The organism is Chryseobacterium sp. KACC 21268 (assembly GCA_028736075.1).
Taxonomy (GTDB): Bacteria; Bacteroidota; Bacteroidia; order Flavobacteriales; family Weeksellaceae; genus Epilithonimonas.
The window spans coordinates 869993-884743 of sequence record CP117875.1 but is presented as its reverse complement, the minus strand read 5'-3'; the positions used below and the strand labels follow the sequence as shown (position 1 = coordinate 884743).

16 protein-coding genes are annotated in these 14751 nt (G+C 37.0%); 5 read left to right on the top strand and 11 right to left on the bottom strand.

Annotated features, from left to right (window positions below):
• Nucleotides 1-14: 14 nt before the first annotated feature.
• Nucleotides 15-1040, bottom strand: coding sequence for a rod shape-determining protein (locus tag PQ459_04235; protein WDF47698.1), 1026 nt, complete (start codon nt 1038-1040; stop codon nt 15-17).
• A 287-nt stretch (nt 1041-1327) separates the two neighbouring features.
• On the opposite strand from PQ459_04235, the gene hemA reads away from it, so the two are divergent.
• The 4 genes from hemA (at nt 1328) to hemE (ending at nt 5466) form a co-directional block, all read left to right on the top strand.
• Nucleotides 1328-2581, top strand: a complete 1254-nt coding sequence (hemA, locus tag PQ459_04230; protein ID WDF47697.1) for a glutamyl-tRNA reductase — start codon at nt 1328-1330, stop codon at nt 2579-2581.
• Between the two features lie 4 nt (nt 2582-2585).
• Nucleotides 2586-3494 carry a hydroxymethylbilane synthase gene (hemC, locus tag PQ459_04225; GenBank protein WDF47696.1) on the top strand — a complete coding sequence of 303 codons (909 nt, stop codon included), beginning with the start codon at nt 2586-2588 and terminating at the stop codon, nt 3492-3494.
• A 137-nt stretch (nt 3495-3631) separates the two neighbouring features.
• Nucleotides 3632-4333, top strand: a complete 702-nt coding sequence (locus PQ459_04220; protein ID WDF47695.1) for a uroporphyrinogen-III synthase — start codon at nt 3632-3634, stop codon at nt 4331-4333.
• A 107-nt stretch (nt 4334-4440) separates the two neighbouring features.
• Complete coding sequence (gene hemE / locus PQ459_04215; protein ID WDF47694.1) at nt 4441-5466, top strand: uroporphyrinogen decarboxylase; 1026 nt, start codon at nt 4441-4443, stop codon at nt 5464-5466.
• Between the two features lie 30 nt (nt 5467-5496).
• On the opposite strand, the gene PQ459_04210 is transcribed toward hemE, so the two are convergent.
• The 3 genes from PQ459_04210 to PQ459_04200 form a co-directional block, all read right to left on the bottom strand.
• Entirely contained in the window at nt 5497-5790 is a 294-nt protein-coding gene (locus PQ459_04210; GenBank protein WDF47693.1) for a hypothetical protein, read from the bottom strand.
• A gap of 154 nt (nt 5791-5944) precedes the next feature.
• Nucleotides 5945-6370 (bottom strand): hypothetical protein, encoded by a 426-nt coding sequence (locus PQ459_04205; GenBank protein WDF47692.1) that lies wholly within the window; start codon nt 6368-6370, stop codon nt 5945-5947.
• A gap of 98 nt (nt 6371-6468) precedes the next feature.
• Nucleotides 6469-6960: a YkgJ family cysteine cluster protein gene (locus PQ459_04200; protein ID WDF47691.1), complete on the bottom strand. Its 492-nt coding sequence runs from the start codon at nt 6958-6960 to the stop codon at nt 6469-6471.
• A 324-nt stretch (nt 6961-7284) separates the two neighbouring features.
• On the opposite strand from PQ459_04200, the gene PQ459_04195 reads away from it, so the two are divergent.
• Complete coding sequence (locus PQ459_04195; GenBank protein ID WDF47690.1) at nt 7285-7665, top strand: group III truncated hemoglobin; 381 nt, start codon at nt 7285-7287, stop codon at nt 7663-7665.
• A 3-nt stretch (nt 7666-7668) separates the two neighbouring features.
• Here PQ459_04195 and PQ459_04190 read toward each other — a convergent pair whose 3' ends face one another.
• The 7 genes from PQ459_04190 to PQ459_04160 all read right to left on the bottom strand — a co-directional run bounded on the left by PQ459_04190 (nt 7669) and on the right by PQ459_04160 (nt 14743).
• Nucleotides 7669-8004 (bottom strand): DUF6122 family protein, encoded by a 336-nt coding sequence (locus tag PQ459_04190; protein WDF47689.1) that lies wholly within the window; start codon nt 8002-8004, stop codon nt 7669-7671.
• Between the two features lie 15 nt (nt 8005-8019).
• Nucleotides 8020-9240, bottom strand: a complete 1221-nt coding sequence (locus tag PQ459_04185; protein WDF47688.1) for a hypothetical protein — start codon at nt 9238-9240, stop codon at nt 8020-8022.
• Complete coding sequence (locus tag PQ459_04180; GenBank protein WDF47687.1) at nt 9241-11277, bottom strand: hypothetical protein; 2037 nt, start codon at nt 11275-11277, stop codon at nt 9241-9243.
• 21 nt (nt 11278-11298) lie between these two features.
• Entirely contained in the window at nt 11299-11964 is a 666-nt protein-coding gene (locus PQ459_04175; GenBank protein ID WDF47686.1) for a hypothetical protein, read from the bottom strand.
• Nucleotides 11965-12114: 150 nt separating this feature from the next.
• On the bottom strand, nt 12115-12831 hold the full coding sequence (locus PQ459_04170; protein WDF47685.1) for a DNA alkylation repair protein: 717 nt from the start codon (nt 12829-12831) through the stop codon (nt 12115-12117).
• Nucleotides 12832-13461 carry a chloramphenicol acetyltransferase gene (locus PQ459_04165; GenBank protein WDF47684.1) on the bottom strand — a complete coding sequence of 210 codons (630 nt, stop codon included), beginning with the start codon at nt 13459-13461 and terminating at the stop codon, nt 12832-12834.
• A gap of 10 nt (nt 13462-13471) precedes the next feature.
• Complete coding sequence (locus tag PQ459_04160) at nt 13472-14743, bottom strand: sodium:proton antiporter (protein WDF47683.1); 1272 nt, start codon at nt 14741-14743, stop codon at nt 13472-13474.
• Between the last annotated feature and the right edge of the window lie 8 nt (nt 14744-14751).

Genomic DNA, 14751 nt, shown 5'->3' with positions numbered 1-14751 from the left:
GAGAAAAATCTTAATTACTTGATAAGGAAATTGAATTTGTTCATATTCTTAAGAGCAATACCGGTTCCTCTTACCACCGCTCTTAAAGGATCTTCTGCCACGAAGACAGGAAGTCCCGTTTTTCTATGAAGTCTGTCTGCCAAACCTCTTAGAAGCGCTCCACCACCAGCAAGATAAATACCGGTTTTGTAGATATCAGCCGCCAATTCCGGAGGCGTCAATGACAAAGTCTCCATCACCGCATCTTCGATTCTGATGATAGATTTGTCAAGTGCTTTTGCAATTTCTTTATAGTTGACCATAATTTCTTTCGGTTTCCCAGTGATCAGATCACGACCTTGTACAGGAATATCGTCGATTGGAACGTCCAATTCTTCTACCGCAGAACCAACTTCGATTTTGATTCTCTCTGCCGTTCTTTCTCCGATATATAAATTATGATGCGTTCTTAAATAATAAGCGATATCATTCGTAAAAACGTCACCTGCAATTTTCACAGATTTGTCACAAACGATTCCACCTAATGCAACCACAGCAATTTCCGTAGTTCCACCACCTATGTCGATGATCATATTACCTTCTGGTTTCTGAACATCGATCCCAACACCTATCGCAGCCGCCATTGGCTCATAGATCAAACGAACTTCTTTGGCGTTTACTTTTTGAGCCGAATCTCTTACCGCTCTTTTCTCAACCTCTGTAATTCCTGAAGGGATACAGATCACAATCCTAAGTGCTGGCTGGAAAAACTTTCCTTTGATGCCCGGAATTTGTTTGATGAATTCCTTGATCATATGTTCTGACGCGTGGAAATCGGCAATCACACCATCTTTCAATGGACGGATGGTTTTGATATCCTCGTGGGTCTTTCCTTGCATATGTTTCGCTTGCTCACCTACGGCAATCGGCTTGCCAGAAGAGCGCTCTATCGCTACGATAGATGGCTGATCCACAACTATTTTGTTGTTGTGTATGATAAGTGTGTTCGCAGTTCCCAAGTCGATCGCAATCTCTTGCGTAAACATATCCATTATACCCATTTTCGTTCAGTAATTATTAAGTTTACAAAGATATAAATTTCGAAGCATTCTCTATCTTGAATTAAAAATAATTTGGTTAAAATTTCCTTAAAATTTCAATAATTTATCTTGTCTAAGAAATCTGAATATCAATTGCAAAATCAAAAATTATTACTCTCTCATCAAATCCACCCATACTTTATTATTCTTTATATCATATGATTGAAATGATATAGATTTTATCAATTCCCGAAAATGATATTCGGAAAGAGTCTTTGTATTAAATATTGTAAATTTGCAAGCTGAAAATGAGCACAAAAAATAAATTTCACCAGACATCAGATTTCGCCGTTCTTAGCATCAGTTATGAAAAAGCCGATGCAGAAACACGGGGACGATTTGCATTTTTTGATGACCATATCAAAGCTTTTGTGAATCAAATCCACGAGCAGGATTACGGTGACGCGTTCGTTGTTTCCACTTGCAACAGGACCGAAATCTACTCTACTACAAAGAATTATCTTCACATCGCAGAGCTCTATTGCAACACAGTTGGAGTCTCTCTTTCCGAGTTTTTGAACTATGTGAATGTGCTTCAACGAGAAGATGCACTGTTTCATCTTTTCCGCGTCGCAGCTGGATTGGAAAGCCAAATCATTGGTGATTTCGAGATTGTGTCTCAAATCAAGAATGCTTATCATCGATTCAAAAAGTATAAGGATTTTTCTAATCCCTATTTAGAACGCGCAATTAATTCCTCGATTCAAATTTCGAAGAGAATTAAGAATGAAACTGGAATCAGCACAGGTTCAGCTTCGGTTTCTTACGCGGCGGTTCATTATATTTTAAATAATACAAAACACATTCACGAGAAGAATATTCTGCTTCTCGGCGTTGGAGAAATTGGCCAGAACACGATTGAAAATCTTGTAAAACACATTTATCAGCCCAAAATAAAAATCGCCAACCGCTCTTTTGAAAAAGCGGAGAAAATTGCTGATAAATACAATATTCCTCAAATCGATTTTGAAACGTTCCCAGAAGAATTGAAACAGACTGATGTTCTAATCGTTGCAACCGGCGCTCAGAAATATATTATTGATGAAACCAATTTTCCTAAAAACAAGGAGATGGTTGTCATCGACCTTTCAATGCCTAATAATGTTCAGAAGGAAATCGGAAAATTGGAAAACGTGACGTTGATAGACGTGGACCAACTTTCGCAAACCATTCAGGAAACGATGGAACAACGCAAAAAGGAAATCCCGAAAGCGGAAGGCATCATCAAGGAAATGGCGAAGGAATTTGCAGATTGGGAAAAGAAAAGAAAACTCGCACCTCAAATCAATCATTTCAAAAATTCTTTGAAGAAAATCGAGGAAAACGAAATGCACAATATTCATAAGAAATTCCATTACGCCAAAATCGAGGATATGGAACTGTCCAACAATCTGGTTCAGAAAATCACGAATCGATTTGCGAAATACATTATGGAAAATCCTTCCCGCGCCGACGAAATCACAAAATTGATGGAGGAAATCCTCGACATCCACAAACAGTAAGACAATGAAAACCATAAGAATAGGAACCAGAAATAGTCCGCTTGCGCTTTGGCAGGCTCACGAAGTTGAAGCTAAACTTCAGAATCTTGGATTACAGACTGAAATCGTTCCAATCGTCAGTTCCGGCGACAAAAACCTGAACCAACCGCTTTACGCATTGGGAATCACAGGAATTTTCACGAAAGATTTGGACATTGCTTTGCTTAATGACGAGATTGATATTGCTGTTCATTCCTTGAAAGATGTTCCGACGCTTTTGCCAGAAAACGTTCAGATTTCTGCGGTTTTGGAAAGAGATTTTCCGGAAGATGTTTTGGTAAGAAATAAAGATGCGGAAGCTTTGGATTTGAATACCTTGAAAATTGCGACCAGCAGTTTGAGAAGACGCGCTTTTTGGCTGAAGGAATTTCCTGAAACTGAATTTACGGACATCCGAGGAAATGTCCAAACACGATTGAAAAAACTGGATGACGGCGTTGCAGATGCGACAATTTTTTCATTGGCCGGAATCAAACGAATGAATTTGGATGTGGAATATGAACAAATCCCATTCTTGTTGCAAGCACCTTCGCAAGGTGTGGTTGCAATCGCGAGCAAAATTGACAATCCTGAATTGAGCGATATTTTAAAATCGATTTCTCACAAAGAAACCGAGATTTGCATTAATATAGAAAGAGAATTCCTGAAAACTTTGGAAGGCGGTTGTACGGCGCCGATTGGTGCAAAAGCCGAATTGGTTGGAAATCAAATCCGCTTTGTTGGAAGACTTTGTTCGCTGGATGGAAAAGATTGCATCGAAACAGATGAGATTTTTGACTGGAACGATTCTGAGAATTTTGGAGCGAAATTAGCTTTGAAGGTTTTGGAAAATGGCGGAAAGGAATTGATGGACGAGATTAGAAAAAGTTTGTAAAATACTTAACCACAATGGACACAAAGGATTTCACAAAGAATACAAAGATTAGAAATCAATTGTTGTTGAGATTCCTACGGAATGACAAAATAATGTTTTAGAAATGTCAGTCTGAGGTTCTCGAAGACTTTATAAATATGAAAATCCTTTTTACAAAATCACTGGACAAAAAAGAAGTTGCTGAGAAATTGGGAACGGAAGTGTTGGTTGATTTTGTGGAGGTCATCAAAACGGAATTCATTAAAACGAAAACTTTCGGTTTGAAGAATAATTCCTTGATTTTCACGAGTGTAAATGGAGTGAAAGCCTTTTTTGAAAATGGTTTTGATGCGAATGAAAATTTTGCTGAGAAGAATTATAATAAAATCTACGCCGTTGGTTCGCAGACGAAAAAGGAATTGAGGAAACATAATTTTGGGACTTTCAAGCTTTGTAAGAATGCGAGCGAACTTTCACAATTCATAACAGAAAATTCTGTGAATGAGAAGTTCTTGCATTTTTGTGGCGATTTGGCTTTGGATGTTTTGGATGAGAAATTGCCTTTGCAGAATATTTCTTACAAGAAAATCCCTGTTTACAAGACCGAATTGCTGTTTCCGAAAATCAATGAGAAATATCAGGCTGTGGTTTTCTTCAGTCCGAGTGGAGTTCGTAGTTTTGCGAAGTTCAATGGTTTGGAGGATTTGAAGATTTTTTCGATTGGAAAGACGACGACTTCGGAATTGAAGAAACTGACTGAAAATAAAATAATTACAAGTCATAAAAATACGTTATCCGATTTGTTGAATTTGATTTCTAAGGAAAGTTCAACTTTTGGGAAAGCTGATTTGAAAGACTAAACGCTAAACTTTGCGAAGCGCGCCCCGACTTGAGTGGACTCTTCGAGAACCTCAGAGTGACAATTGGGAACGGAAGGCGGATAAAGGCGCCCAAATAATTTAAGAAAATGATAAAGAACGACCTATACTTGAAGGCCTTGCGAGGCGAAACTGTGGAAAGACCGCCTGTGTGGATGATGAGACAAGCCGGAAGATACTTGCCGGAATTCATTGCGTTGCGCGACAAATACGACTTTTTCACCAGATGCCAGACGCCGGAATTGGCCTCGGAAATTACGGTTCAGCCGATTAGAAGATTTCCTTTGGACGCGGCGATTTTGTTCTCGGACATTTTAGTGGTTCCGCAAGCGATGGGCATCGATTTCAAAATGAAGGAATCTGTTGGACCTTGGCTGGACGAACCTATCAGGACAGCTCAACAAGTTGACGATGTGATAGTTCCGGACGTGAACGAAACTTTGGGTTATGTTTTCGATGCGATAGAAATGACTTTGGAAAAGCTGGACAATGAAATTCCTTTGATTGGATTTGCTGGTTCGCCTTGGACGATTTTCTGCTATTGTATTGAAGGAAGAGGCTCGAAGGATTTCAATATCGCGAAGTCATTTTGCTTCTTGCAACCGGAATCTGCGCACAAATTATTGCAAAAAATCACGGACACGACAATTGCTTATTTGAAACGAAAAGTAGAGAAAGGTGTTTCTGCAGTTCAGGTTTTTGACAGTTGGGGCGGAATGCTTTCGCCGGCCGATTATCAAGAGTTTTCTTGGCAATACATCAATCAGATTGTGGAAGCTCTCGCACCGTTGACACACGTTGTGGTTTTCGGGAAAGGCTGTTGGTTTGCATTGGAAGATATGACGAAATCTAAAGCGTCTGCTTTGGGCGTTGACTGGACGATTACGCCGGAATTAGCAAGACAATTCACGAATAATTCTGTGACGCTTCAGGGGAATTTCGACCCTTCGAGATTACATTCGACACCGGCAACGATTCGGAAAATGGTTCACGAGATGATTGACCGTTTTGGAAAAGATAAATACATTGTGAATCTCGGACACGGGATTTTACCAAATATTCCGGTTGAAAATGCGGAAGCTTTTATAAAGGCTGTTGTAGATTGGAAAGCATAAACAAAACCAGAGCGATTTGCTCTGGTTTTTTTATTCTGTTTGTCCTGGTCGTGGATGTATTTGTGAAGGTTTTGTAGCTTCGTCTGTCAAACCATCTCCGTGTGGTCCATCAGGTGTGATTATTTTTCCGTCTGCTTCCTTTTGTCTTTGCTCAAGATTTGTGGTATCTACCATTTTTGGCGTATTGTTTTGCTGAGCTGTTGATTTCGCTCTCATTTCTGTTCTTGTTGTGGTCGATTTTGTTTCTTTCTTCTTTGTAGTTTGCGCCATCGTCAACATCGTTCCAAAAACGAGAAATGTTGCGGTTGTTATTATCTTTTTCATAATGATTTATTTTAATGATTTGATTAGTCAAGCCAAATATCAAACCAAATTATATGAAGTAAGATTTGAACAATTAAAAATGACAAAACCTGAAATCACCAAATAAAAAAACCAGAGCGAATTGCACTGGTTTTATTTTTGAACTTACCTAAAATTATCTACTTGGAGTCATTGGGTTTGTTGGACTCAATGGCTGTTGCGGATTGGTAGAATTGTTAGGAGTCGTTGTGCCTGGATTTTGCAAAGTTCCGTTATTTGGTAAGGTTGTATTAGGATTTTGTAGAGTCCCATTATTTGGTAACGTTGTACTTGGATTTTGTAAAGTTCCGTTGTTTGGCGTTGTCTGATTTTGTTGCAGTCTGTTTGGATTACTCTGCATTTTCGACCTATTGTTCATAGTCGCCGTGTCCACCGTTCTGTTCATTCCATTGGGTTGAACTTGGGTTTCCAATTTCATTTCTGTACTGCTGGCCGGTTTTTCTGCCATTCTTACTTTCTTATCGCTTTTCTGAGTGGTTTGAGCCGTGATAAACATTGTCCCAAACATTATAAAGGCTGTTGCTGTGATTAACTTTTTCATAATACTTTATTTTTAATGATTTGATAATCAATGCCAAATATCAAACCACAAATTATGAAAATGAAAAAAATATCAAACTTTAACTTATTTAAGAAATTTTAATTCTTCTCCAAGACCTTCTTTAATTTCTCCACAAAGACGTATGTCGCAGGGCAAATCAAAGTGTTTTGAATCGTGAGATTATTGATTTGGTAAATCTTTTTTCGGTCTGTGTGCGGATATTCTCGACAGGCTTTTGGGCGAACGTCGTAGATGGAACAAGTGTTGTCATCATTCAAAAAGAAACAAGGCAAATTCTGCAAAACTTTATCTTGGTCTTCATCCACTCTCAAAAATTTGGCTTCGAAATCTGCGGGCTTCATTCGCAGATGTTTGGAAATCCGTTCGATGTCTTTTTCTACGTAAAGCGGACCTGTGGTTTTGCAACAATTGGCGCAACCAAGGCAATCTATTTCCCGAAACGTTTCATCGTGCTTTTCTACTACCAAATAATCCAGATTTTTTGGCGGTTTCTTTTTGAGTCCGTCCAGAAATTTTCTGTGGTCTTTTTGTTTTAGTTGGGCTTGCTTTTTATAGAAATCAACATCCATTTTGCAAAACTAATGGTTTTATTAAGAAAAAACTAAGTAATATAATCCGCCCCAAATGGCTGAAAAAAATAAAGCAAATAGAAAAGATGACTTCAAGTCTTGTCTATCCTTCTTTACAAAATGTTTATAAAGGACTACAATGATAAAAGTTATGATTACCAAAGTTGGTAAAACAGTGAACGTGAACATTATTAATTTTTTTTCAAATATAAAAAAAACTGATATTAATCCTATTTTTCGCATTTTGAAAACCCATAACTTTGTGATAATGAAATTGCTAATCACGGATTAGACGGCGATTTCATCAAACTAAAAAAGTCAAATATGAAAGATATTGCCACACGGGAAGACATAGAAATTTTGGTCAATAAATTCTACGATAAAGTGATAAAAGACGATTTGATTGGATTTTTCTTTACAGACATCGCGAAAATCGACCTGAGTAAACATCTGCCGAAAATGTACAATTTCTGGGAAAGCATTCTTTTGGGAAATCCAGTCTATGAAGGCAACCCGATGCGGGTTCATTTTCCAATCAACGAAGTTTCTGCGTTGGAAGAAAGACATTTCAACCGTTGGTTGCAGATTTGGGAGGAAACGATTCACGAAAATTTCGAAGGCGAAAATACCGAAACGGCAATTGCCAGAGCTTTGAACATTGCCAGAATTATGAATCACAAAATGGCGAACGCGAGAGGAAATTGATTATTACATTATTAACTGAAAATCAATCCAATCCGTCAACATATGGAATAATAATCCAACACCGATAATTCTTGGAACGCCTTTGAAAAACAAAAGCAAAACGTAAATTCCCATCGCCCAATACGTGTGAAAAAGATGGAAATTGATGCTAAGTCGCTCTGGCGCAAAAATCGGTGTACTGAGAAGATGGTCTGCATCCACAAGCATCGTTCCCAACATTATCAGATAAGCTTTTCGCCAATCTTTCTTGAAAAAAACGTAGGCAATCACGGCGGGAAAAATGAAGTGCAAAAAGTAATGAACCGCCGTTCTTAAAGGGAAAAACTCTAAATAATCCATCTAATCTTTTTCATTTTACCATCTCAAAATAAGTGGTAATTTTTCTTTTTTAAAGTTAATGTTCAAGTAAAAATAATCGCCTTTGTTGCCATAAAAACTGTAATCGATATTCGAAATGGCTTTCTTTTCCGAAGCCGAAAGCGATTTGATTGATTTAATTAATAACGGATTATTTTTAAAAAAAACATAATTGCCGGAAAAACGCTGTCCAAAATCTATTGCTTTTCTTGTAGAACTAATTGAAATGTCGCTTCCGTTTTTCTTAATGACATTCGGCTGAAAAGGAATTGGCGTGAACTGACTTTGAGCATTAATCCAATTCTTCTGCTGGAAATACAACCAGAGATTTTCCGATTCCCAACTTTGCAAATTGATGGAATAATTGGGTTGCAGAATCTGCTGATAACTCACCTTTTCCACTTCATTGAAATCGTCATCATAACTATAACTGATGATTTTATCTTTGACCATTTCCACTTCTGCAACGGCAGAAAGCGAATTGATTTTTATGGAATCGCTCAGTTTTTTATTGAATAATGCGGATGCAAATTTTATGTTGGTTGAATCCAACTCTAACTTCAAAAACGATGTTTGCTTGTCCAAATCTGAAATCATCGATGAAAAATGGTCGTCTAAACTTTTCGTTTTGATTTCGATATTCTCATCATTCATATAAACTGCAAACTTTTGAATCTTGGATTTGGCAAAGTAAGAAACGCTGGCAATTGAGTTATTTATCAATTCGTCAGCGTACAAATTTTTGAATTTTGAATTGAAAATTTCAGCCGTCGTTTTTTCAAAATTTGAATTTGAAAATCCGACAACACACTTTGAAGCTTCGATTTTTACAGAAAATTGGTTCTTTTTGTAGAGATTATTTTTAATTAATTTAAAACCTTTCTCGTTCAAAAATTTGACAAGTTTTTCTTTATCCGAAATTTCAAAAACGCTGTACCATTCAGAGAAACTGGTGTCTTTCAAATGGAAAATCTGAACATAATCTGGAACTTCTACGCCACTATTTTTAAAAGAACCTTTTGAAGTTTCAAACCATTTGGAAGGATTTTTTAGTAAAGTCAAAATGTATTCTTCTGACAATTTTTTAAAATCGACCAAAACCAAAACATCCGCGTTTCTAGGAACAGCCTTCAAATCCTTATCTTTCAGAGACCAGAAAAAATAGCCGACAACCGCGACAAAAAACAGGACTGCAAGAAGGATGATTGCTCTTTTCATTTACAAAGCGGTTGACGTTTCTTTCTCAGAAATCTTAATCAAATCATTACAAAAATCGAAGAAATACATCAAACTATTTTCGGAAGAATTTGGCGTGGTGTAGTTGAATTCTGTTTCAATACTTTCTTTTTTCACCTCACTTTTGAAATAGACATCACCGATATTTTTTCGGAAAAGATTAAATCCTTCTTTCTGAGAAATCGTTGTGAATTCCTTCTCCAAACCTTGCAACAATCGCTGCATATTGATTGTTCCCGAGGAAGGATGTTTTGCCGCATCTTTCGCCCATTTTTGCGAAACGGCAGATTGTTTTTTAGGAACAAGATTCTCCAGCGACGTCGTTAAATAAACGATGTTTTCTTTGACCGTGAAATAAACTTGGTCGATGTAATTGCTGTTTTTTGGGTCTTTTTTCAGATAATAGATATCGCCATTCTTAGCAAATTTTTGCGATAATTCTTTGTTCGTTGTCAATACTTCGAAAACACGTTTCCAGTAATTTTCGTTCTCAGTTGCAAAAGCAAAGGTGAAATCTGGAACAACAACATCCTTAGTTTTCTTAATTTCTTTGTCGTTGAAGCTATCATCATATTCATAATCTGTGTATTCTACCTTTTTGGTATTCAGCGCATTCAATACAAAAACGCCGTTTCCGGGAGCGATTTTTGAGATGGCTTCTTCGTCCAAAACTATCTTAATCGTTTCCATCATCAGTTCCAGCTCTTTTTGATATTTGCCCGTATCATTTTTGCTTTCGAATAAACTGTACATCAAATCAAAATACTTGTGTCCATCAACGTTTATCGCATAATAACCAACACTTTTGTCGGAAATCAGGGACATTAGTTTTTTATTCTTCTTACCATTGTAAAGCGCTGAAAAACGCTTCTGAATTTCGCTGTCTTTGTGTTGATAATTACTTATTACTTTTACTTTATTTTTATCAAAATACAAATTGTAAGACGAATTGGAATTGTACAGATTATCAATCAAATCCCCGAAATTGTAAAGCTTCGCCAAATCTTTATAAGCACCATTTTTGACAATCTCACCATAATTGGAATAAACGAAAACATCCGAATTCGCGTCCTGGAATTTGACCATTTCCTTTGGAACTTCAACTTCCATATTGGAATCAAAATATCTGTCAAAATCCTTTTCTGCAAAGGCTTTCACGATTTTGAAATCTGCAGCTTTGATAGAATCCATTTCCTTTTGATAGGCCAAATCTTCTGCTTCCTCGTCGTATTCCTCAGTCGGTTTTGCAGAGGCAACTTCATCCAATTCCGTCGTTGCTTTTTTCTCTTCCGGATATTTATGGTGTTTCTCTAGATATTTGATATCTTTTTGGAGGCGAACAATTTCCTCTTGATGTTCCTTGATGTCCGCTTTTTGATATTTGATTTCGTCCTTCAAATATTGGATTTCATCTTTGTAATTGAAAGGTTTTTCTGGTTCATAGTAAGTGGAATCTGGTTCTGCATAGGCACTATCTATCATCGGAGGTTCTTCTACACTTACAACTACTGTACTGTCAGCAGCATAATCATAATCGAATTTTGGAAATTTCTTCGTGTAGCTAATTCCAGAAATCACAGCTCTTTTTCCGTCCCAAGCCACAAAAGTATCGTCATTCAAATTGGTGAAAGAATATTTGTTTTTCTTCGTGATTTCCAATTCTTTCTTTGATGAAACCTTGATGAATTCTACAAACTTCGTTGCATCTTCCAAAATCAAATGCGCTGTGTAACTCTTGATAGAATCATTGAAATTGATATAGTGATACTGTTTCGCATCATTTTTAATTCCTGTGTCCGAGAAGTCTTTCCAGGTTGGTTTCTCTTGGTCATTCTTATTCAGATTTTGTAAAATTGGATTGAGTTTTTGCCAGTTGGTTTTGCTGTTCAGCAGTTTTCCATTGACTTCCATATAAAATACGGAGCTCGCAGGAACCTGAATTTTGGTTTGAGAAAACGCAAAAGCGCAACAAAATATCAAGAAAAACACGAGTTGTTTTTTGAGTAAAATTGATTTCATAGTTTTAATGTTTTTCTTGGATTAGTTTAATGAGATGGTGTTTTGAATCTGTTTTTTCTGAAGGATAAAATCCAGAATATTCCCATTCAGTTTTATTGCTTTTTTGTTGGGTGACACTATGTAAGAATTGTTGGTCTGAGATTTTATCACGTTTTCGAATTGTAAAATTGACGTGTAAGTCGCATCGCTGAAAACCTCTTTGTCGGCTTTGCTCAGCTTGTCGTAATCATTTTTATAACTTCCGATTTTGTTTCTGATGAAAGTTTTTTCAGCAACATTTTGTTTGTACAATTGTGTCGGAACCGTCTTTCCGATGATGTTTTTGGCTTTCAATTGTTCCAAACCTGCATTGATATTTTCGATTTTCTTAAAGTTACAACTCAGTTTAATAATGAAATTATCAAAATCCAAACTCGTTTTCACATTGCTGATTCCCTGTACGCTTTTGAAAATGTTGGAAGCCTGATTCACTTTATTTTCAATCTCCGGTTTTTTAGGAACTTTTTTACCGTTGATGGTTTCCATTTTTGAAATGGATTGAAGACGCGTTTTGCTTTTGCTGGCATTCAGAATCACGGCATATTCTCCGCTTCCATCGGCTCTCAGACTTATTTTATCAATAATATCGAAGCAACTTGTCAGGCTAAAGAAAATGCAGAAAAGAAAAAAATATTTGATAATCTTCACAGAATTAGGAATTGAGTTTTAACAAAGGTAATTTTTTCAATGAAGAAAAATGCGTTTGAAGCCGTAATTCACGATTAATCTTTCATTCGATTTTTCAAATCCATTTCTGCGCCAAGAATTCTGGTGATTGTAAATTTCCCCGATATTTAATCAAATCCTTCCTTTCAAATAATCCTGACGCAAACTTTCATCCAGTTTTTCAATCGCGTATCGCAGGCAAGTTCTTGGCATTTCTTTGTAATGCAAATTGAGGAAACCCAACAATTCCTGTTCGTTTTTATTTCCCATTTCGCGGAGAAGCCAGCCGTTGGCCTTGTGCATCAAATCGTGTGGATGATGTAGATTTCGCTCAGCAAATTCTTTCGTGAGTTCGAAACTTCCTTTCTTGATGTAATGCATCGTTCCAACAATTGCGATTCGTTTTTTCCACATTTTATCAGAATTCGACAAATCGATTAACAGCTTTTCTTCTTGATTTTCAAAACAATACCGCCCCAAAATCTTGTAACACGATGTATCCACCAAATCCCAATTATTAATAAAATCGAGATGGCTCAAATAAAAATCGATGATTTCTTTTTGCAGGGATTTTTCTTTTGACTTTTCAAATTTCAGAATCAACATCAGCAAAGCCGTCAAACGATGCTCGTGATATTTGGATGACAAAAGTTCGCTTAATTCTTCAAGAGAAATTTTGTTATAGAATTCCTTTGCGACTTTTCGTTGGTCAGGAACTCGCACACCGATGAACAAATCACCTTCAGCATACTCTCCTTTTCCCGTTTTGAAGAATTTTTGCAAAATTTCTACATTTTCAGGAATCGATAAATCTGATAAAGCTTGTTTAACTTCTTTTAACAATGACATTTATCCTAAATTTAATTCCTTCTGAAACGCTTCCAAATACTTCGCCAGATGAAAACCATCCATCAAACCGTGATGTCCTTCGATAGAAACTGGTAGCATTTTTCGGCCATCTTTCTCTGAGAATTTTCCGAAAACAATTTTGGGAATCGATTCTTTTGGGTCGAAATCTGTCGGATGAAGCAAACCTGTAAAAGTCGTCCAAGGCATAGTGGAATGTCGGATATGATTGGGCGGAAGTGATTCGTTTTTAATCCTCAAACCTGTTGAATTTTGAACCTCGTCAATTTCATTTTGCAAATTCTGGTTAAAGATTTGAAAATCATCGGAATATTCGAAATAAGAGAATCCAAACGTTCCGTCATTTCGTCCAATTGTAGAACCAGCGTGTACTACATCAAAGGCTATAACTTTATCATTTACAATCCGATAACCAAATTCTTCAATTGAGTTGACGGCTTTCATTGATTTGTGAAGATAATGAGCAAAGAAAGATTCGTTATTCTCTTTTGCCAATTGAAATGTTTCGGTACAATCAACTTCGGTTACGATTCCAAAATAGGGACTTTTCATTCCGGAAAAGAATTGGAAATGTTCTTTTCTCTTCCAGTTTTCGATGTCTATGACTTTCATTTTTAAATAATTACTTGACGTCTTCTAAAATTTTTTCCTCTACTGCAATCTTATTCGGATTGGCTACTTTTCCAATCGTAAGACCTTGAACTACAATCGAAAAGACTACGACACAATACGTGATACTAATAATGATTTTGTTATATTCATTTTGGGGAATCGACAATGCCAAGGCTATGGAAACACCACCACGGATTCCACCCCAAACCAGAACTTTCACAGTTTGTGGACTGAATCGATATCTCAATGACATAAACTTCGTCGGAACAAAAATCGCCACCCAACGCGCCAATAAAACGATTAAAATACAAATTCCGCCAGCAACCAAATATTCATTTAAGTCTTTGATTAACAGTAATTCAAAACCAATAAACAGGAACAGAACGGCGTTCATAATTTCATCAATCAATTCCCAGAATTTAATCAAATAATCCTGCGTTTCGGATTTCATTTTGAAACTTTCGCTGAAATTCCCCATAAATAATCCGGCAGCAACCATCGCCAAAGGTGCAGAAATATGCATCTCGTGAGCAATCAAGTAACCGCCCATAACGACTGATAATGTGATTAATACGGAAATAATATAGTCATCCACCATCCGCATCGCTCTGGAAGCGGATAATCCAAGAAGAACACCTAAAAGCAATCCACCACCAGCTTCACGAAGAAGTAGCAAGCCGATGCTTTCGACATTCAAATCGATTTCTTTTCCGATGGCCAGTTGTAGTACAACCGTGAAAACCACGACCGCCATACCATCATTGAAAAGTGATTCTCCGGCCACTTTGGTTTCCAATGATTTCGAAACATTTGCCTGCTTCAAAATACTTAGAACCGCCACTGGGTCGGTCGGGGAAATCAATGCGCCGAAAACCAAACAGTAAATAAAGGGAATCTGAACACCAGCAAAAGGCAACAGATAATAAGCGCCAAAAGCGACAGCAAACGTGGAAATAATCACGCCGACCGTCGAAAATATCACGACTGGACCAAATTGTTCCTTTAAATCTTTGATGTTAATATGGATTCCGCCAGCGAAAAGCAGGAAATTTAACATTGCGCCCATCAGAACTTCGGTGAAATCAAAATTGTTGATTAGTTCGGTCAAATGGCTGGTGGTCTTTGGTAAAAAATTATCGCCAGACGCAACCAAAGTGACAGAAACGACAATAGCGATGACCATAATTCCAATCGCACTTGGCAATTTTAGAATTCTGTGATTGATGTAAGCAAATAGTGATGCTAAAACGATTAGGACTGAGAATGAGTAATATAACTCCATTAATATTT